The sequence below is a fragment of the Pseudoflavonifractor phocaeensis genome (assembly GCF_021531375.1).
Lineage (GTDB): Bacteria > Bacillota > Clostridia > Oscillospirales > Oscillospiraceae > Lawsonibacter > Lawsonibacter phocaeensis_B.
Map to the genome: position 1 here is coordinate 191,065 of NZ_JADYTU010000001.1, position 19,787 is coordinate 210,851.

17 protein-coding genes and 1 tRNA gene are annotated in these 19,787 nt (G+C 60.6%); 13 read left to right on the forward strand and 5 right to left on the reverse strand.

Annotated elements, in window-relative coordinates; all coding sequences use genetic code 11:
• Nucleotides 1–616 precede the first annotated feature (616 nt).
• The 3 genes from I6E39_RS00895 to I6E39_RS00905 are packed head-to-tail and all read left to right on the forward strand — an operon-like array spanning nt 617 to nt 3,421.
• Nucleotides 617–1,978, forward strand: a complete 1,362-nt coding sequence (locus I6E39_RS00895) for a TrkH family potassium uptake protein (RefSeq protein WP_235379419.1) — start codon at nt 617–619, stop codon at nt 1,976–1,978.
• Nucleotides 1,979–2,012: 34 nt separating this feature from the next.
• Nucleotides 2,013–2,663 carry a potassium channel family protein gene (locus tag I6E39_RS00900; RefSeq protein ID WP_235379420.1) on the forward strand — a complete coding sequence of 217 codons (651 nt, stop codon included), beginning with the start codon at nt 2,013–2,015 and terminating at the stop codon, nt 2,661–2,663.
• A complete protein-coding gene (locus tag I6E39_RS00905) occupies nt 2,660–3,421 on the forward strand; it encodes a TrmH family RNA methyltransferase (RefSeq protein WP_235379421.1) in 762 nt (253 codons plus the stop codon). The genes I6E39_RS00900 and I6E39_RS00905 overlap by 4 nt, the downstream gene beginning before the upstream one ends.
• Here I6E39_RS00905 and I6E39_RS00910 read toward each other — a convergent pair.
• On the reverse strand, nt 3,418–4,656 hold the full coding sequence (locus I6E39_RS00910; RefSeq protein WP_235379422.1) for an MFS transporter: 1,239 nt from the start codon (nt 4,654–4,656) through the stop codon (nt 3,418–3,420). The genes I6E39_RS00905 and I6E39_RS00910 overlap by 4 nt on opposite strands.
• A gap of 80 nt (nt 4,657–4,736) precedes the next feature.
• On the opposite strand from I6E39_RS00910, the gene dprA reads away from it, so the two are divergent.
• Nucleotides 4,737–5,969, forward strand: coding sequence for a DNA-processing protein DprA (gene dprA, locus I6E39_RS00915; RefSeq protein WP_235379423.1), 1,233 nt, complete (start codon nt 4,737–4,739; stop codon nt 5,967–5,969).
• Between the two features lie 135 nt (nt 5,970–6,104).
• On the forward strand, nt 6,105–8,501 hold the full coding sequence (gene topA / locus I6E39_RS00920; protein ID WP_235379424.1) for a type I DNA topoisomerase: 2,397 nt from the start codon (nt 6,105–6,107) through the stop codon (nt 8,499–8,501).
• Nucleotides 8,502–8,552: 51 nt separating this feature from the next.
• On the opposite strand, the gene I6E39_RS00925 is transcribed toward topA, so the two are convergent.
• Nucleotides 8,553–8,816, reverse strand: a complete 264-nt coding sequence (locus I6E39_RS00925; protein ID WP_235379425.1) for a hypothetical protein — start codon at nt 8,814–8,816, stop codon at nt 8,553–8,555.
• A 57-nt stretch (nt 8,817–8,873) separates the two neighbouring features.
• Here I6E39_RS00925 and I6E39_RS00930 point away from each other — a divergent pair, with 57 nt between their 5' ends.
• Genes I6E39_RS00930 through plsX form a run of 3 tightly spaced genes read left to right on the forward strand, consistent with a single transcriptional unit; the run spans nt 8,874 to nt 11,547 of the window.
• Nucleotides 8,874–9,101, forward strand: a complete 228-nt coding sequence (locus I6E39_RS00930) for a helix-turn-helix domain-containing protein (RefSeq protein ID WP_235379426.1) — start codon at nt 8,874–8,876, stop codon at nt 9,099–9,101.
• A gap of 40 nt (nt 9,102–9,141) precedes the next feature.
• A complete protein-coding gene (gene trmFO, locus I6E39_RS00935) occupies nt 9,142–10,446 on the forward strand; it encodes a methylenetetrahydrofolate--tRNA-(uracil(54)-C(5))-methyltransferase (FADH(2)-oxidizing) TrmFO (RefSeq protein WP_235379427.1) in 1,305 nt (434 codons plus the stop codon).
• A 60-nt stretch (nt 10,447–10,506) separates the two neighbouring features.
• The gene (plsX, locus tag I6E39_RS00940) at nt 10,507–11,547 is read left to right on the forward strand and encodes a phosphate acyltransferase PlsX (protein ID WP_235379428.1); all 1,041 of its coding nucleotides are present in this window, start codon (nt 10,507–10,509) and stop codon (nt 11,545–11,547) included.
• Between the two features lie 77 nt (nt 11,548–11,624).
• On the opposite strand, the gene I6E39_RS00945 is transcribed toward plsX, so the two are convergent.
• The 3 genes from I6E39_RS00945 to I6E39_RS00955 form a co-directional block, all read right to left on the reverse strand.
• Nucleotides 11,625–11,996, reverse strand: coding sequence for a helix-turn-helix domain-containing protein (locus I6E39_RS00945; protein WP_235379429.1), 372 nt, complete (start codon nt 11,994–11,996; stop codon nt 11,625–11,627).
• 214 nt (nt 11,997–12,210) lie between these two features.
• On the reverse strand, nt 12,211–13,032 hold the full coding sequence (locus I6E39_RS00950) for a hypothetical protein (RefSeq protein WP_235379430.1): 822 nt from the start codon (nt 13,030–13,032) through the stop codon (nt 12,211–12,213).
• Nucleotides 13,033–13,153: 121 nt separating this feature from the next.
• Nucleotides 13,154–13,227 (reverse strand) — tRNA-Gly (locus I6E39_RS00955).
• Nucleotides 13,228–13,403: 176 nt separating this feature from the next.
• Here I6E39_RS00955 and I6E39_RS00960 point away from each other — a divergent pair.
• The 5 genes from I6E39_RS00960 to rpoD all read left to right on the forward strand — a co-directional run bounded on the left by I6E39_RS00960 (nt 13,404) and on the right by rpoD (nt 19,770).
• Nucleotides 13,404–13,772, forward strand: a complete 369-nt coding sequence (locus I6E39_RS00960; protein WP_235379431.1) for a desulfoferrodoxin family protein — start codon at nt 13,404–13,406, stop codon at nt 13,770–13,772.
• 310 nt (nt 13,773–14,082) lie between these two features.
• Nucleotides 14,083–15,417 carry a Na+/H+ antiporter NhaC family protein gene (locus I6E39_RS00965; protein ID WP_235379432.1) on the forward strand — a complete coding sequence of 445 codons (1,335 nt, stop codon included), beginning with the start codon at nt 14,083–14,085 and terminating at the stop codon, nt 15,415–15,417.
• Nucleotides 15,418–15,603: 186 nt separating this feature from the next.
• Nucleotides 15,604–16,608 carry a deoxyguanosinetriphosphate triphosphohydrolase gene (locus I6E39_RS00970; protein ID WP_235379433.1) on the forward strand — a complete coding sequence of 335 codons (1,005 nt, stop codon included), beginning with the start codon at nt 15,604–15,606 and terminating at the stop codon, nt 16,606–16,608.
• An 82-nt stretch (nt 16,609–16,690) separates the two neighbouring features.
• The gene (dnaG, locus tag I6E39_RS00975; protein WP_235379434.1) at nt 16,691–18,457 is read left to right on the forward strand and encodes a DNA primase; all 1,767 of its coding nucleotides are present in this window, start codon (nt 16,691–16,693) and stop codon (nt 18,455–18,457) included.
• Nucleotides 18,458–18,558: 101 nt separating this feature from the next.
• Complete coding sequence (gene rpoD, locus I6E39_RS00980; protein ID WP_235379508.1) at nt 18,559–19,770, forward strand: RNA polymerase sigma factor RpoD; 1,212 nt, start codon at nt 18,559–18,561, stop codon at nt 19,768–19,770.
• Nucleotides 19,771–19,787 lie beyond the last annotated feature (17 nt).

Genomic DNA, 19,787 nt, shown 5'->3' on the forward strand with positions numbered 1-19,787 from the left:
TGCCATTCTGGAGAACGGCACTCCGTGTTCGAATGGACGGCGCAGCGGTTTGCCGGCTTTGTGATACGGGCACAGGCCTTGGCAGCCTTGCCGGTTTCTTTGCCGCTTGTCAGGAAATATCGTACAACGGAAGCGGTAGGTTGTCCGACAATCTGCGATTTGTTTGCTTTCCAAAGGGTATACAGATATCAAGCACCCCGGTCAATAATATTTTATTACTATTTGTTGTGTATGTAGAAGCTTTCCTTGACAATCTTTCCGGATACATTTATTATATATGCGTTTAGATTTCCAAGAACTGCGCCATGTGCGGATCAGCAAGAGAGATCTATTACAACAATTCTACAACAAACGCATGAAGCATGGTGGGATGATATGAAGCGACATGACATCAAAGCATCTGAAAAAGTTCTTGAAACGTGCTGGAACGGCCTGAGCTGGAACACTATGGTGCGGTACTGCGATCGCCTCGAACAAAGCCCTGCCATGAAGCCTCTAAGCTGACAAGAAACGGCATACCGACGAGGGTTGACCCATCGGTATGCCTTTCTGTACGTTGAGGGGATTGTTGAATTTTTTCGAAACGGCCCGAAAGGGGAAGGGAAAGGAGACTGTTTTGAAGGCGCCTTTTCTGCTTGGCGGCGGAAAAAACCTGAATCCCACCCGGCTCATTGCGCTGGGGTTCGGGCTCATTATCCTGCTGGGGACTCTGCTGCTCCATCTGCCGGTCGCGTCCCGGAGCGGCCAGTGGACCTCCTGGCTGACCTGTCTGTTTACCGCCACCTCTGCTACCTGCGTCACCGGATTGGCCCAGGTGGATACATTTCTGCACTGGTCTCCGTTGGGGCAGCTGGTGATCCTTGTTCTTATCCAGCTGGGTGGCCTGGGCTTTGTGACCCTGCTCACCCTGATCTCTCTGGCTCTGGGGCGGCGGATCGGCCTGTCCCAGCGCCTGATGATGGCCTCCGCCCTGAACCTGTCCAACACCGCCGGCGTGGTGCGGGTGGTGCGGCACGCCCTGATGGGCACCTTTCTGCTGGAGAGCGGCGGGGCGGTGCTGTTGGCTACCCGGTTCATCCCCCGGTTCGGATGGGGGCGGGGCATCTGGTTCTCTGTGTTTCACAGCGTATCCGCCTTCTGCAACGGAGGGTTTGATCTGATGGGGGAGCATACCGGCCCCTTCTCCAGTCTGGCGGGTTTTCAGGACGATCCGGTGGTGCTGCTGACCATCATGGACCTCATCGTCCTGGGCGGGATCGGCTTCTTTGTTTGGGAGGACTGGCTGGAGCACCGCAGCTGGAAGGGACTATCCCTCTATTCCAAACTGGTCCTGACTATCACGGGGGGCTTGATCCTGTTTGGATGGTTCTTTTTCCTGTGGGCGGAGTGGAACAACCCCCAGACCCTGGGTACCATGTCCCCGGGGGAGAAAATCCTCAACGCCCTGTTCCAATCGGTGACCCTGCGTACCGCCGGCTTTGCCACGTTGGATCAGGGGGCCATGACCGACAGCACGGCGGTCCTGTCCATTCTGTTCATGCTGGTGGGCGGTTCCTCCGGCTCCACCGCCGGCGGCATCAAGACGGTGACGGCGGGGGTGCTGCTGCTGGCCCTGTGGGAGAGCCTGCGGGGCGAGGAGCAGGTGGTGCTCCGGGGCCGTACCATTCCCGCGCGGCGGGTGCTGGACGCCATGACGCTGACCCTGGCGGTGGCGTTGCTGTTTCTGGCGGGCTCCATGGCCCTGTCTCTGATTGACGGCCTGCCGTTTTTGAACGCCGCTTATGAAGTTGCTTCCGCATTGGGCACCGTGGGCCTGTCTATGGGAGCAACCCCCGGCCTGAGTCCGGCCAGTTCCCTTTTGATCGTTCTCTTTATGTACCTGGGGCGGGTGGGAATCCTGACCTTCTCCATCGCCTTCCTGACCCGGCGGGCGGATAACCGGCTGCGTTACCCCACGGCGGATATTATGATCGGATAATCCGGTGGGCCGCCGACTCAAAAGGAGTGTATCTATGAAAAGCTTTCTGGTCATTGGCTTGGGACGGTTCGGAAGCGCCCTGGCCCAGGAACTGTGCGCCCAGGGCAACGAGGTGATGGCCCTGGATCTCTGGGAGGACCGGGTCCAGGCCGCCGCCGACTTGGTGACCCGGGCCGCCGCGGGAGACGCCCGGGACCCGGAGGTCCTCCGGGCGCTGGGCGCCCGAAATTTTGACTGCGCCGTGGTGGCTTTCTCCGCCGACGTGGGGGACAGTGCCCTCATTACCCTGAACCTGAAGGAACTTGGGGTGGGCAAGGTGGTGAGCAAGGCCAGCAGCGCAGTCCACCGGAAGGTGCTGGAAAAGATCGGCGCGGACCAGGTGGTCTTTCCCGAGCAGGAAATGGCCCTGCGTCTGGCCCGGAACCTGTCCAACGTGGACATTTTGAACTTTATCGAGCTGTCCGAGGACTACTCGGTGGTGGAGCGCCGGTGCCCCCGCCAGTGGCTTGACAAGACAATCCGGGATCTGGATATTCGGGCCCTGTATCGTCTGAACGTGATCGCGGTCCGTCAGGGAGACGGGACCATGCTCATCGCCCCGGGAGGCGAATACCTCCTCCGCGACGGAGATTGTATGGTGGTGCTGGGTACCAATCAGGATATTGAGAGGGTGGACAAACTGTGACAGCAGAGCGCATCACCAGCCGGAAGAACCCGCTGATGACCCAGATCCGAAAGCTGGCCTCCAGCCGCTCCGCCCGCCGGGAGCAGGCACTGTTTCTGGGGGACGGGACCAAGCTGCTGGAGGAGGCCCTCCGCTGGTCCGCACCCCTGGCAGCCGTGGTGGCGGCGGAAGGTACCGTCCTGCCGCCTATGCCGGACAACCTGCGGCTGGTGGAAGTGCCGGGGGACGTTATGGCCTCGATCTCGCCTATGGAGAGCCCCCAGGGGGCCTTGTTCCTCTGCCGGATGCCGGAGACAGTTCCGCCCCGCCGCCTGGAGGGGCGGCGTTACCTGGTGCTGGACGGCCTCCAGGACCCGGGCAATGTGGGCACCATCTGGCGCACTGCCGACGCCCTGGGAGCGGATGGGCTGTTTCTGGTAAACGGCTGCGCCGACCCCTGGAATCCCAAGACGGTCCGGGCCACCATGGGGGCCTGTTTCCGCCTGCCGGTGTACGAGACGTCGGGAGCGGAACTGGCCGCGCTGTTGGAGGGGGCGGGACTGCCCCTGTACGCCACCGCCCTGCTGGAGGATACGGTTGACATAAAAACGGCGGACCTGAGCCGGTCCGCCGTGGTGATCGGAAGCGAGGGGCGCGGGGTCTCCCGGGAACTGCTGGAGCTGAGCCAAAAGACCCTGAAGATCCCCATGCGGGCGCGGTGCGAGTCGCTGAACGCCGCCGCCGCCGCCGCCATCGTCCTCTGGGAGATGGGGGGTTAACCGCGAGGCTCCGGGGAGGATTTTTTCCCGGCTCCAGTGGCCTCGTAGGCCCAGGCCAGCAGCACCAGGGAGAGAGTCAGCATGCCGAGGAACAGCTGGTAAGCCGGGACATAGCTACCGGTGGCATCGGCCAGGATGCCCGGGATGGGCCCCACCAGAAGGATGCCCAGGGCGTAGATGGTCTGGACCCACTTCAGCCCCCGGGCGTAGCCTTGGTCCCCCCAGAGGTCCTTGGCCCAGACGGGGGGAGAGACGGCGCTGAGCGGCAGCCCAAGACCGCCCAGTGTCATGGCGGCGAAGTCCAGGGGCACGCTGCCCGTTGGCGCCATGCAGCACAGCAGGAAACCGGTGAGGACCAGGAGATAGAGCAGATAGTTGGAGCGTCTGCCGCCCAGACTGTCCACCGCCTGGCCATACAGGATCTTGCCCACCATGAGGCACAGGCCCATGCAGGAGATCAGCTGGGCAACCACGTCGGGGGCGTAGCCCTCGGTGGAGTAGAGCACGCCGAAGTTGATGATGCCCAGACTGGTGGCGGAGCCCACCAGAAAGGCGGTTATTAGCACCAGCCCCCGGTGCAGCGCGGTAGCCTTAGGCGGCGCGGGCCGGAGGGGAGGACGGGCGCCGCTGTCCCCGCCGGTGCGGTAGGGGGCCAGCCCCTTGTCCTCGGGACAGTCCCGGACCAGCAGCCAGAACAGAAGGGCGGCCAGCAGAACAAAGGCGGCCTCGCACCAGAAGCCGGCTCTCAGCCCGAGGCCCCGGATCAGACGGCTGAGAGGAACCGGGGCCAGAATGGTGGCCAGACCGGTGCCGGCGGAGATCACCCCCAGCGCCAGAGCCTGCCGGTCCTGAAACCAGCGGTCGACCAGCAGGGAGGCGGAGATCATCCCACCCCAGCTGTAAGCCAGGCCCACCAGGGCGGAGGCCGCGCAGTACAGGGGGAACTGGCGGACGGCGCCGAACAGGAAGCTGGACAGAGCCAGCAGGAGCAGGGCGCAGGTACAGGTGCGGCGCAGGCCCAGCCTGTCGGACATCCAGTTTGCGGTCATCATGCCCACCAGGATGAAGAAGCTCCGGACGGTGACGATCCAGGAGCCCTGGGTGTTGGTGAGCTGGCCATATTCCAAAAGATAGGGCTGAAACATGGAAAATACATTGACCCCCAGGCCGATGGTGGTAAAGAGCAGCAAGGTTCCGCCGGCGCAGACCAGCCAGGCGTAGTGGGGACGCTTCATAAAAACACCTCTCTTTGGATACCACAATACCGTTGAGAGGGGAATTTGTAAAGAACTTTTTTTGAAGGGAGGGGAAGTCGGTGTCAGCGTTGAAATACTGGATCTGGTTGGCAAGCCGGCGGGGACTTGGCGCCGCCGGGGCGCTGACGGTGCTGGACTACTTTGTCACGCCGGAGCGGGCCTACTACGCCGACCGGGAGGAGTACGACATGCTTCCCCTCCATCCCTCTCAGCGCCGGGACCTGGAGGACAAAAGCCTGGATCGGGCGGAGAGGATCCTGGGGGACTGCGAGCGGCTGGGCCTGCGGATCATGACCTTTCAGGACGCCGACTATCCCCAGCGGCTGCGAGCCTTGGCCGACCCGCCGGCGGTGCTGTATATCCGGGGCAGAACCTTCCATTTTGACGAGGAGGCTGCTATCGGCGTGGTGGGCGCCCGGAGCCCCAGCACCTATGGCGAGAAGTGGGCGGAGCGCTTCGGTTTGGAGCTGGCGTCCGGCGGGGCGCTGGTAGTGTCCGGCATCGCCGAGGGTGTGGACTGCTGCGCCATCAAGGGGGCGCTGAAGGCCGGCGGCCCGGTGGTCTCCGTCCTGGCCGGCGGCATCGACGTGCCCTACCCGGCCAAGCACCGCTACCTGTATGAGGACGTGGCGGCCGCGGGCGCACTGATCTCGGAGTACCCGCCCGGGACCCTGAACCAAGGGCACCACTTCCCGTGGCGCAACCGCATCCTGAGCGGCCTGTGTCTGGGTGTTCTGGCGGTGGAGTGCCGGCCCTTCGGCGGCACCATGAGTACGGCCAGACACGCGCTGGACCAGGACCGGGACCTGTTCGCCGTCCCCGGGGCATTGGACGCCCCCATGAGTGAGGGCACCAATCTGCTGATCCAGCAGGGGGCCAAGCTGGTCACCTGCGGCCGGGACATCCTGGAGGAATACTGGGACCGTTTTCCGGAGAAATTGAAGTCCTCCGCTCCTCTGACGCCGGAGGCGGCCCGGGAGCGGCTGGAGGATCTGAGACAACAGCAGAAGGAGCGGCCCGCGCCGAAGTCCCAAGCGCCCCAAGCGGCGCCCGACCCGGCCCCTGCCCGGGAGACCGTGCCCAGGGAGGAGCAGAAGCGGCGCTTCACTGACGACCAGCTGGCGCTTTTGGCGGCCCTGAGCGGGGAAACGCGCGCTACGGACCAGCTGGTGGAGCTGACCCAGATCCCTGCCCGGCGGGTGCTGTCCGCCCTGACCATGCTCCAGATCCAGGGGGTCGTGGAGGAGCATCCGGGAAAACGCTTCTCCGCCCTGGTGGAGCTGGAGGAGTAAGACCACGCGAGGCAGTGAGGAATTACGGGATAGGAACTTGTGATATCCGCCTACATTTAAGTGACTGCTGACGTTTTGCTGGCATACAATGCGGCTGTGCCGCTTTTCATATTTTGAATCGGAGGGCATTTCAGAATGGCATCGAAAACTGATCTGGTGATTGTAGAGTCCCCGTCCAAGGCCAAGACCATCGGAAAGTACCTGGGCCCGGGCTATGAGGTAAAGGCCTCCATGGGCCACGTCCGGGATCTGCCCAAGAGCAAGATCGGCGTGGACATCGAGGGTGGGTTCGTCCCCAACTATCAGCCCATCAAGGGCAAGGAGGACGTGATCAGCGACCTGAAGAAGGCGGCCAAGAAGAGCGGCAAGGTCTATCTGGCCACCGACCCTGACCGGGAGGGGGAGGCCATCTCCTGGCATCTGAAGGAGCTGCTGGACATTCCCGACGACAAGACCTACCGGGTCACCTTCAATGAGATCACCAAAAATGTGGTCAACCAGTCCATCGCCGCGCCCCGGGCCATCGACCAGAATCTGGTCAATGCTCAGCAGGCCCGGCGGATCCTGGACCGGATCGTGGGCTATCAGCTCTCCCCGCTGCTGTGGCGGAAGATCCGCCGGGGCCTGTCCGCCGGCCGGGTCCAGTCGGTGGCCACCCGTCTGGTGGTGGAGCGGGAGGAGGAGATCCGCGCCTTCCAGCCCCAGGAGTACTGGACCATTGAGGCCGACCTGAGCCGGGTGGCTCCCAACGCCGGGGCCTTCAAGGCCCAGTTCCACGGTCGGGACAAGAAAATGGACCTGACCAGCGAGGCGGAGGCGGACGCCGTCATCGCCGCTGTGGAGCAGGGCAGCTTCTCCGTCTCCAAGGTGAAGCGGCAGGAGAAGAACCGCACCCCCGCGCCCCCCTTTACCACCTCCACCCTCCAGCAGGAGGCCTCCCGCAAGCTGAACATGACCCCGGCCCGCACCATGTCTATCGCCCAGCAGCTGTATGAGGGCGTGGATATCTCCGGCGAGGGGACCGTGGGTCTCATCACCTACATGCGTACCGACTCCCTGCGCCTGTCCGAGGAGGCCCTGGCCGCTGCCAAGGGCTTTATCGAGCAGCGCTACGGCAAGGAGTATTATCCCCCCCAGACCCGCCGCTTCAAGACCCGGGGCAATGCCCAGGACGCTCACGAGGCCATCCGGCCCTCCGATGTGAACCTGGTCCCCGACGAGATCAAAAAGGACTTAACCAGCGAGCAGTACAAGCTCTACAAGCTCATCTGGAGCCGGTTCCTGTCCTGCCAGATGGCCAACGCCGTCTACGACAGCCTGTCCATCGAGGTGGAAAACAGCGGCTATACCTTCCGGGCCAGCCACTCCTCCCTGAAGTTCTCCGGCTTTACCGCCGTGTACGAGGAGGGAAAGGACGAGGAGGACGAGGAGCGCCAGTCCCCCCTGCCCGACCTGAAGGAGGGGGAGCCCCTGGAGGGCCGGGGCCTGAAAAAGGACCAGCACTTTACCCAGCCCCCCGCCCGGTACTCCGAGGCCAGCCTGATCCGGGCTCTGGAGGAAAAGGGCATCGGCCGCCCCTCCACCTACGCCCCCACCATCTCCACCATCCTGAACCGGGAGTATGTGGTGAAGGAGGGCAAGGCCCTGCGGCCCACTCCCCTGGGCGAAGTGGTCACCGGTCTGATGAAGGATAAGTTCCAGGATATCGTGGACCCCACCTTCACCGCCCAGATGGAAGCCCGCCTGGACCAGGTGGAGGAGGGCAGCACCGACTGGAAGAAGGTCCTGTCCGAGTTTTACGGCAGCTTTGACGCGGAACTGAAAAAGGCGGAGCAGGAACTGGACGGGGAGCGCATCAAGGTCCCCGACGAGGTGTCGGAGGAGATCTGCCCCCAGTGCGGCCGGAATCTGGTGGTCAAGTCCGGCCGCTTCGGCCGGTTCCTGGCCTGTCCCGGCTGGCCCGAGTGCGACTTTACCATGCCTCTGGTGGTGGAGATGCCTGGCAAGTGCCCCAAGTGCGGCGGCCGGCTCCTCAAGCGCACCGGAAAGAGCAAAAAGACGGGCAAGCAGTACACCTATTACTGCTGCGAGCGGCTCACGAACAAGGACGAGGCGAACAAATGCGACTTCATGACCTGGGACGTGCCGGTGAAGGACAACTGCCCCGTCTGCGGTCAGACCATGTTCAAGAAGGCGGGCCGGGGTGCCAAGAAGCCTTTCTGCATCAACGAGGCTTGCTCCAACTTCACCCCCGAGGAGAAGCGGGGAGGCTGGCAGAAGAAGCCTGCCGCCCAGTCCGGGGAGGCGGGGGAGGACGCTCCGGCGGAGGAGAAAACCGCAAAGAAAACTGCCGCCAAGAAGGCAACGACCACGAAGAAGACTGCCGCGAAGAAGACAACGGCTGCGAAGAAGACGACTGCCAAAAAGACCACGACGGCCAAGAAAGCCACGACAGCCAAAAAGTCTACCACCGCCAAGAAGACCGCTGCGGCGAAAAAGACCACTGCCGCCAAGAAAACGACACAGGAGTAATACTGTGTAGGGCGGGGGCTTGCCCCCGCCGCGGACGGCCACAGGCCGTCCCTACGGGCAGAGCACGCCGTTCAATTCCCGGCACAGCTCCAGGGTGGACTGGAAAACTGTTTCCAGTTCCACGGAGTGCCGGCAGGAAAGCTCCCGGAGCAGATCCTCCAGAAGCTGGGTTTCTTCCCGGTCCAGTTTTTCCCGGAGTTCCGCTTCCTTCTTTTGGGCGCAAGCGGAAAAATCCCGGTATTCCGGGTCATCCCACGCGCGGCCCATGCGGCGAAGCACAATAAATTCATACAGCATGCGCATTAAGTCGGTCATAAAAAATCCCCCATAACATGTATATTTTATACATGTTATAACACGAATAAAATATACGTGTCAAGAGGTGAGCAACGTTTGTTTGGGGAGAGACTAAAAAAGTTACGACTAGAGAAGAAAATTCCACAAAAGGAATTGGCGGCTTATTTGGGTATCAGCATCCGGGGCTATCAGTTTTATGAGAGCGAAGATAACGAACCAAACATTAAAATGCTGATTGCTCTGGCCGACTTTTATGGCGTCACCATCGACTATTTGGTAGGCCGCACCGACGAGCGGCCGTAAAGAGCCTCCCACCAGGGAAGGGCTGAGATAGGAGGAACCTATGGAACCTGTTATTGTGATCGGAGCCGGTCTGGCGGGCAGCGAAGCCGCCTGGCAGCTGGCCCGGCGGGGCATCCCCGTGGAGCTGCGGGAGATGAAGCCTCAAAAAATGTCCCCCGCCCACCACAGCGAGTATTTCGGAGAGCTGGTCTGCTCCAACTCCCTGCGCTCCGACCAGCTGGAGAACGCGGTGGGCCTGCTGAAGGAGGAGCTGCGCCGCTGCGGCTCCCTCATCATGGCCTGCGCCGACGAGCACCGGGTGGAGGCGGGCGGCGCCCTGGCGGTGGACCGCTACGCCTTTGCCGCCGCCATCACCGAGAAGATCCGCAGCCACCCCAACATCACCGTGGTGGAGGGGGAGGTCACCCAGATCCCGGCGGAGGGGAACGTGATCTTCGCCACCGGCCCTCTGACCTCCGAGGCCCTTTCCCAGGCCATCTCCGGGCTGTTCCCCGAAAGCAAGTACCTGAACTTCTTCGACGCGGCGGCCCCTCTGGTCACCTTTGAGAGCGTTGACATGGACAGCGCCTGGTTCGCCTCCCGGTACGACCGGGGGACTCCGGACTATATTAACTGCCCCATGACCGAGGAGGAGTACCAGGAATTCTGGCAGGCCCTCACCACCGCCCAGGAGGCGGAGGTCCACGGTTTTGAGGACGCCGGGGTATTCGAGGGCTGTATGCCCGTGGAGGTCATGGCCCGCCGGGGCCGGGATACCCTGTGCTACGGCCCCCTGAAGCCCGTGGGACTGAAGGACCCCAAGACGGGGAAGGAGCCCTTTGCCGTGGTCCAGCTGCGGAAGGACAACGCCCAGGGCAGCATTTATAACATCGTGGGCTTCCAGACCCACCTGCGCTGGCCGGAGCAGAAGCGGGTGTTCTCCATGATCCCCGCCCTGAAAAACGCCGAGTATGTACGCTATGGCGTGATGCACCGGAATACCTTCCTGGATTCCCCCCGGCTGCTGGACCGCTATTATCGGGTAAGGGGGCAGGAGCGGCTCATGTTCGCCGGGCAGATCACCGGCGTGGAGGGCTATGTGGAGTCCACCGCCTCCGGCTGCCTGACCGCCCTGGAGCTGGCCCGCCGGCTGGAGGGCAAGCCCCCCATCGACTTCCCCCGGGAGACCGCCATGGGGGCCATGGCCCTTTACATCAGTGACCAAAGTGTGGTAAACTTTCAACCGATGAATGTGAATTTTGGTCTGATCCCCCAGTTGGGCTACCGGGTCAAGGGCAAGCGGAACAAAAATGCGGAGCTGTCCAAGCGGGCCTTGGAGGCACTGGGTAAACTGGATCTGGAGTGATCGAAACGGGAGCGTCCCATTGCGGGCTGACGGTCCCCGGAACAGAAAGAAGGATGATCCATGAAAATTATTGTAGACGCCATGGGCGGTGACAACGCCCCGCAGGCCCCTGTCATGGGAGCCATCCAGGCCAACCAGGAATATGGGGTGGAAGTGACCCTGGTGGGCCGGGGCGAGGAGATCCTGAAGGTGCTGGAGGACAACGGGATCAAGGACCTGCCCGCCGGGGTGGAGATCGCCCACGCCAGCGAGGTGGTGGAGATGTGCGACAACCCCGCCACCGCCTTCCGGGAGAAGAAGGACTCCTCGCTGACCATCGGCTTGAATCTGCTGAAAAGCGGGGAGGGGGACGCCTTCGTCTCCGCCGGCTCCACCGGCGCCCTGTTGGCCGGGGCCACGCTGGTGGTCAAGCGCATCCGGGGCATCCGCCGGGCCGCCCTGGCCCCCGTGGTGCCCACGGGGAACGGCGGGGCCGTCCTCATCGACTGCGGCGCCAATGCCGAGTGTCCCCCGGAGTATCTGCTCCAGTTCGCCTACATGGGCTCCTACTACGCCGAACACGTCCTGGGCCGCCCTGAGCCCAAGGTGGGTCTGCTGAACATCGGGGTGGAGCCCTCCAAGGGTACCGCCCTCCAGACGACGGTGTACCCCATGCTGAAGGCGGCGGGGGAGGCCGGCCGCATCAACTTCGTGGGCAATGTGGAGGCCCGGGAGGCCGTGGAGGGCGCGGTGGACGTCATCGTGGCCGACGGCTACTCCGGCAATATCTTCCTGAAAGCCATGGAGGGTACCGGCCTGTATTTGGTACGGGAGCTGAAGGGGATCTTCAAGCAGAACCTCATCACCAAGCTGGCCGCCGTCATGGTGTCCGGCGGGCTGAAGCGGCTGAAGAAGCTGATGAGCTCCAGCGAGGTGGGAGGCACTGCGCTGGTGGGTATTTCCAAGCCCGTCATCAAGGCCCACGGCTCCTCCGACGCTTACGCCATCAAAAACGCCATTCGGCAGGCCAAGCAGTATGTGTCCTCGGGGATCATCGAGAGCATCTCGGAGAATATCGGAGTCATGCGGCTGGACGCTCCCGCGTCCAAGACTGAGGAATAAGGAAAACGGCAGGAAAACCGACCCGCTGAGGGTCTGTCTCCTGCCGCTTTTTTCGTTTATCCCGGTTATGGCGGGACCTATCGCGGTTGGGATGAAAAGGCTTGACCTTGATCGTATTGTTTCATCAGCTTGAGCAGCTGGGTGCTCAGGTCCAGAAAACGGTCCAGATCCTCGCGGGACCAATCACGAAACCAGTCCATCCCGTGAAGAAGCGGGGCCAGGAACCCGACCTGGACTGGAAAGGAGGAGTTGGAGATCAGGGCGGAGGCGGGGACGCCCAGGTGGACGGCGATACATTCCAGCGTGTCCAGATTGGGGCCGTGTCCCTGCTCGATCTCCTGAAGCGTGGATTTGGAGATGCCCAGCTCACGGGCAAAATTGACCTGGGACATGCGGCGCAGCGTGCGGATCGTGCTCAGATTGGCAGACAGATTGTCGGCAGCTCCCACAACGGTCCCTCCCTTCCCGTTCAGTATAGCGAAAACAGCTGTCGAACTATGTCGAATTCAAGGAGGGTGTGTCGAAAATTTTAATTCTTATGGAAGGAGGACAGGGCTAAAGACACAAGCCTATTGGTTTTGTAAAGAAAAAGCCGTCGCAAACGACAGTGCGTTTGCGACGGCGTGGGAAGGGAGATAGCTTTCGAACCCAATACAATGATCGTTATGATAGATGTTCATCAAGCCAAGAGATCATGTCATAGTCATCGATAGATGTGAGGGTCGCATCGGCCCATACAGATTTAAGATTCTTCCCGTCAAACAATTTTGCCTCGACCATCTCCTGGAAGGTAGTAAAATCACAGCGTTCTCCTAAACTCGCTGATAACCAGAAAACATCTTCTCCAGAAACCTCATCCTTTGTCTTTCCGATCCAGAGGGCATCGTGTTCGCCCAAGGAAAATTCAATGTCAATGCTTTCCTCAAGTTCTTTCAAATCCAGCGCAAAGATTTTCTTCAAATCTTCAAAGGAGATCTTTACCCCCCATTCCGCAAGCCATTGTTCTCGCCATTTCTTTCGATCTTCGTCCGTAGGCAAGCGGTAACAGCCATCCTCCCCTACAAGTTCATGGCATTGGAGCATTGTCTCAATTGCCGAGTCAATTCCCAAATGAATTTTTATCAGCATACAATAGGCAACCAACTCATCATATATGCAGCGGTTATGTGCTGCCAAATAGTCTTTTATCATATTTTGGAGGTTCTTTTCAGAATGAACCCCCCAGGCGGCACCCAGGGGATTGAGAAGAGCCATAGCCGCCGCAATCGGAAAAAAAGCAAACCACGCGTTAAAAAATGCGTCAACCATATCTGTCTGCTTCAAAATATTCGCAGAAATATAAGTTCCGATGAGCATGAGTGCCGCATAAAAAACGATTCCAATAATTGACCACCCGAAATTCTCTTCCCGGGTAAACCAATCCAGAATTCTCTCAAACCAGGTCTGATCCGCAATTGGCCGATATTGTTTTTTCCGTTGTTTCATAACAAATCTCCAATCACTTCGTTCTGGCTGTATCATATCAAAGATTCCTGCTTTGTGCAATTCTATGGTCAATTGAAAAGAAAAGCTGACAGATTTCTTGTCGAAATCTGTCAGCTTTTCTTGGAGCAGGTGAGGGGAATCGAACCCCCGTGTTCAGCTTGGGAAGCTGACATTCTGCCATTGAACTACACCTGCATTGAAAATCAGCTTTTACAATATAACACAATTGCAAAGACTTTGCAAGGGGAAAGAGGGAGAAAGTTGTCTCCGGGGCAGCGTAATTCATCCAGAAGCGAAGGCCGCATAGTTGACAATGGGGCCAACATATACTATAATATGTTTAGTAAATAATAACGAAAGGAATTATTGTTATGAAAATTTATCGTTGTGACCACTGTGGCAATATCGTTACTTTTCTGCATTCGGCCGGAGTCCCTGTCATGTGCTGCGGCCAAAAGATGACGGAGTTGGTGCCCGGGACTACCGATGCCGCGTTGGAGAAGCACGTCCCCGCCGTCCAGGTCGCGGATGGCAAGGTCTGCGTTCAGGTGGGTTCTGTGGAGCACCCCATGCTGCCGGAGCATTATATCCAGTGGATCGTGCTGGAAACCAATTTGGGCTGCCAGATCAGATATCTGAAGCCGGGTCAGGCGCCCAAGGCTGAGTTTGTCCTGGCTGAGGGGGAGGAGATGACTGCGGTTTACGAGTACTGCAACCTTCACGGCCTCTGGAAGGCTTAAGCAGACCACTGCGTGAATGCTTGCCCGGACAGGGAAAACCGACTGTCCGGCAAAAAGACTCTTTGCGGGAGGGGACCCTTGTGGTTCCCTCCCTTTTTGCCCTGCGCGAAAGCCAAAAAATGATGAAACAGTTGAAAATAGATCCGTCCTGACGGGAGGACGCTTGGACAGTCCGGGCCAACGGCTGGGAAAAGGCGGAATTTTTATGTGCCTGCTCCGAACCGCATGAAAGCTCACTAAAATTACATTGACATAAGCACAGGGTTTTTATACAATAGCTACAGTGTGTAAATAAGAGGAGGGTCCTTTAATGGATTCAAAAGAGAAAAAGACAACAAGTAATCCCATTGCGCTGCTGCCCATCGGCGTATTTCTGCTGCTCTATCTGGGACTGGGCGTCATCTTTGAGTATATCATGAAGATCGAAATGGGCTTCTACAGCATCCCCATTGTGGTGGTGTTCCTGGTGGCCCTGCTGGTGGCCTGCCTGCAGAACCGGAGCCTGAACTTTGACGGCAAGCTGGCCGTCATGGCCCGGGGCGTGGGAGACAAGAATATTATGACCATGATCCTGATCTTCCTGGTGGCCGGCGTGTTCGTGGGCGTCACCGGCCGTGACAGCGCCGAGGCCGTGGCCTATTTCCTGCTGTCCATCACCCCTGCCTGGGCCTCTGTGGCGGTGCTGTTTGTGGCCGCCTGCTTCGTGTCCACCGCCATGGGCACCTCCTGCGGCACCATCACCCTGATCGTTCCCATCGCCGTGGCTGTGTCCAAGGTCTCCGGCTTCTCCCTGCCGCTGTGCATCGGCTCCGTCATGGGCGGCGCCATGTTCGGCGACAACCTGTCCTTTATTTCCGATACCACCATCGCCGCCTGCAACACCCAGGGCTGCGCCATGCGGGACAAGTTCCGCGCCAACTTCAAGATCGCTCTGCCCGCCGCCATTGCCACCCTGGCTTTGATCCTGGCGTTTTCCTTCAGCGCCGGCGTGGAGCACATCCAGAGCCCCGATTACAATATGCTGCTGCTGATCCCCTATGTCCTGGTCCTTGTGGGCGGCATTGCCGGGTTGAACGTGTTTGTGGTGCTGCTGGTCGGCATCTTCTCCGGTATCCTGATCACCGTGGCCACCGGCACTGTGGACAGCATGAGCCTGCTGGGCAACATGGGTTCCGGCGCCTCCGGCATGTTTGAGACCATCATGGTCACCCTTCTGGTCTCCGCCATGTGCGGACTGATCCGGGAGTATGGCGGCTTTGAGGCCCTGCTGGCCTTTATCCGCCGGGTATTCAAGGGCCGGGTGGGCGGCCGCCTGGGTGTTGGCTTGCTGGTAGGGGCCATGGATATCGCCACCGCCAACAACACCGTGGCCATTGTCATGGCCGGTCCCATTGCCAAGGAGATCAGCGAGGAGTACGGCATCACCCCCAAGGAGTCCGCCTCTCTGCTGGACACCTTCTCCTGTATCTTCCAGGGCGTTATCCCCTACGGCGCCCAGATGCTGCTGGCCATCTCCGCCGCGGCCGCTCTGGACAGCACCGTGTCCGCTTTCGAGATCCTGCCCTGCCTGTTTTATCCCTACATGCTGGCTATCGCGTCCATGGTGTATATCCTGTTCGGCGCCGGAAAACAGAAGAAAAAGTGATCGAGCCCGTTTTTGTCGGGACTGCCGCGCTGCTGCGCGGCAGTCCTTTTTTGTCTGAAAAAGTTTTTGAAAAATTTTTGGGTTTTAAGAAGGAATTTGAGGGGGAATTTCGTATAATAGAATATATGACCGAGCGTATGATCGGAGCTCACTCCAGCTCCTGACCGGAGGAAGGAGGCGTCTGCCATGACACTGCGGGAGCAGTTCCAGCAGCGGGAGAATGACATGCTGTCGCCCTATGCGTGCCGTTCCGCCCAGAGCCGGGGCCGGCAGCGGCCGGAGGAGGAGTGTTCCGTCCGGACCCCCTTTCAGCGGGACACGGACCGGATCGTGTACTCCAAGGCGTTCCGGCGTCTGAAGCACAAGACCCAGGTGTTCCTTCAGCCCGAGGGGGACCACTACCGTACCCGGATGACCCACACGCTGGAGGTCAGCCGCATTGCCAGGACCATCGCCCGGGCCCTTTCGCTGAATGAGGACCTGACCGAGGCCATCGCGCTGGGCCACGACTTGGGGCATACCCCCTTCGGCCACGCCGGAGAGCGGGCGCTGAACACCCTGATGCCCGGGGGCTTTGCCCACTATCAGCAGTCTGTGCGGGTGGTAGAGCGGCTGGAAAAGAACGGAGAGGGCCTGAACCTGACCTGGGAGGTCCGAAACGGCATCCTGTGCCACACCAAGGGGCAGGCGGCCGCCACGCTGGAGGGACAGATCGTCCGTCTGGCCGACCATATCGCCTATATCAACCACGACATTGAGGACGCCCTGCGGGGCGGGATCATCTTCCCCATGGACATCCCGCTGGAAGTGTCCAGTGTGCTGGGCTTTACCCATAAGGCCCGGATCGACACGCTGGTCCGGGACGCCATCGAGGCCAGCCTGGGGCAGCCCGAGATCCGGCAGTCCCCCCAGGTACGGGAAGCCATGCTGGCGCTGAAGGATTTTATGTTCGACAGCGTGTATACCAATCCCCTGGCCAAGGGGGAGGAGGGCAAGGCTCAGGACATGCTTCGGAGGCTCTTTGAATATTATCAGAAGGACCCTGACCGGCTGCCCGACGACTTCCAGACCATCCGGGCCGAGGAAGGGGTGGACCGGGCGGTGTGCGACTACATTGCCGGCATGACAGACCCCTTTGCCGTGGAGCGGTACAAAGAACTGTTCATCCCCGTCGGCTGGACGGTGAAATAGGGGCCGCGCCCAAACGGATAGAAGTTCATCCAACTGGCTAAAAATAGACACATACCCTTTGGAAGGAAAGGAGAGGGCTTTTTTGGCGTTACCGGAACGTTTTCTGGACGAATTGATCGCCAGGACAGATATTGTGGACCTGGTATCCGAGTCGGTCCGGCTGACGAAGAAGGGAAACAGCTATTGGGGCTGCTGCCCGTTCCACAGTGAGAAGACCCCCTCCTTTCATGTGGTCCCCGACCGGCAGATCTATAAATGTTTCGGCTGCGGCAAGGGGGGCGGGGCCATCAACTTCGTCATGGAGATGGAGAACCTGCCCTTCCGGGACGCGGTGGCGGTGCTGGCCAAGCGGGCGGGCATGGCGGTCCCCGAATTTGGCGGGGGCTCCTCCGCCGGAATGCGGGAGCGCCGGGATAAACTGCTGGAGATCAACAAGCAGGCCGCCCGGGCTTTTCACCGGTGGCTGTACGCCCCGGAGGGGGCGGGAGGACTGGCCTATCTGCAAAGACGGGGGCTGTCCAAAGCCACCTTGACCAACTTCGGCCTGGGCTTCGCTCCGGACAGCTGGGACGCTCTCATTCGGGAGCTGAGCCAACAGGGTTATGACAAACGGGACCTGCTGGACGCGGGGCTGGCGGTCAGCAACAAGGACGGACGCATTTACGACAGGTTCCGCAACCGGGTCATGTTCCCAATCATCGACGTCCGGGGCAACGTCATCGGCTTTGGCGGCCGGGTGATGGATGATTCCACACCGAAATATCTGAACTCGCCGGATACCCCCGTGTACAACAAGAGCCGAAACGTGTTTGCTCTGAACATCGCCAAAAAATCCAAGGAGAGCCGGGTGATCCTGACCGAGGGCTATATGGACACCATTTCCCTCCATCAGGCAGGCTTTGACAGTGCGGTGGCCTCCCTGGGCACCTCCCTGACGGAGGAGCACGCCCAGCTGCTGTCCCGGTATTTCAAGGAGGCGGTCATCTCCTACGACGGGGATAAGGCCGGTGTGGCCGCGGCCCAGCGGGCCATCCCCCTGCTGGAGAAGGCGGGGCTGAAGGTAAAGGTCCTGCGGGTGACGGGGGCCAAGGACCCGGACGAGTTTATCAAGGCCTATGGCCGGGATGCCTTTGCCCGGCTGCTGGACAAGAGCGAAAACCAAGTGGACTACCGTCTGGCCCAGATCCAGGCAAAATACGATCTGGAGGACGACGGCCAGCGGGTAGCCTTTTTGCAAGAGGCCGCCCAGATGATCTCTACCCTCCACAGCGCGGTGGAGCGGGAGATCTACGGCGGTCACGCCGCCCAGACGGCGGGGGTCACCCCGGAGACTATGGCCCAGGAGGTCAACCGGGCCCTGAAGAGCCGGCTGCGGAAGGAGAAAAAGCAGCAGGAGCGGCGGGACCTGGCCCCGGCCAGTCAACTTCAGCCCAAAAACCGCGGCCTGCGGTATGAGAACATCCGCTCCGCCCGGGCGGAGGAGGGCATTTTGCGGCTGGTCCTGCTGGACCCGTCCCTGCTGGCAAAGATGGAGGGCCTGACAGGAAGCGAGTTTTCTTCTCCGCTGTTGGGAAAGGTCTTCAATCTGCTCCGGCGGCGGGCGGAGGAGGGCCTGTCCACCCATCTGGCGGCCCTGGCAGAGGAACTGACCGGGGAGGAGATGGACCACATGGCCCAGGTGGCGGCCCAACCCGAATCCATGGCCCGCGCGGAACAGTCCATCCGCGATTACATATCGGTCATCCGGGGAGAGGGGCTCCTGCGGAGCGGGGGCCGGGCGGATGATCTGCTGTTAGCGGCACAAAAGAAATATTTAGAAAAGAAAGCATATATGGAGGAAAAACCATGAGCACCAAGAAGACCGTACACACCATCACTGCGGAGCAGAAGGAGAAGATGGACAAGCAGGTGGATATCCAGCACCGCATGGAGGCCGGCAAGGTAGAGATCATGAAGGTGGTCGCCGGAATGCCGGGCGCGGAGAAGCTGGCCGAGCTGATCGAGCGGGGCAAGAAGAAAGGCAACCTGTCTTCCACCGAGCTGTTGGATGTGCTGGAGGATATGGATCTGGGCGCCGAGCAGATGGACAAGATCTACGACACGCTGGAGAACCTGGGCATCGACACCGTGGGCGAGGACTATATCCCCGAGCTGCCCGACGACGCCGAGCCCCCTCTGGAGGCCATTGAGGAGATCTCTGAGGAGGAGATGGTGGACCCCAACGCCATGGTGGATTCCTTCGGCACCGACGACCCGGTGCGTATGTACCTGAAGGAGATCGGCAAGGTGAATCTGCTCAGCTCCGACGAGGAGGTGGAGCTTGCCCAGGCCATGGCCGCGGGCGCCGACGCCAAGACCCAGCTTGAGGAGCTGGAGGCGGCGGGTGAGGAGATCCCCGCGGAACTCAGGACCGAGCTGAACAAGCTGATCAAGAAGGGTGAGCGGGCCAAGCAGCGCCTGGCCGAGGCCAACCTCCGTCTGGTGGTGTCCATTGCCAAGCGGTATGTGGGCCGCGGCATGCAGTTCCTGGACCTAATTCAGGAGGGCAACCTGGGTCTGATCAAGGCGGTGGAGAAGTTCGACTACACCAAGGGCTATAAGTTCTCCACCTATGCCACCTGGTGGATCCGGCAGGCCATCACCCGTGCCATTGCCGACCAGGCCCGTACCATCCGTATCCCTGTCCACATGGTGGAGACCATCAACAAAGTCATCCGGGTTTCCCGTCAGCTGCTTCAGGAGCTGGGACACGACCCCACCCCCGAGGAGATCGCCGCCGAGATGAACATGCCCGTGGAGCGGGTGCGGGAGATCCTGAAGATCGCCCAGGAACCCGTCTCTCTGGAGACCCCCATCGGCGAGGAGGAGGACAGCCATCTGGGCGACTTCATCCCCGACGAGGACGCCTCCGAGCCCGCGGAGGCCGCCTCCTTCACTCTGCTGAAGGAGCAGCTGGTGGAGGTGCTGTCCACCCTGACCCCCCGGGAGGAGAAGGTCCTGAAGCTGCGCTTCGGCATTGAGGACGGCCGTACCCGCACCCTTGAGGAAGTGGGTAAGGAATTCAACGTCACCCGTGAGCGCATCCGCCAGATCGAGGCCAAGGCCCTCAGAAAACTCCGCCACCCCTCCAGAAGCAAGAAACTGAAGGACTTTTTGAACTGAAGCCGCCCAAAGGGGCT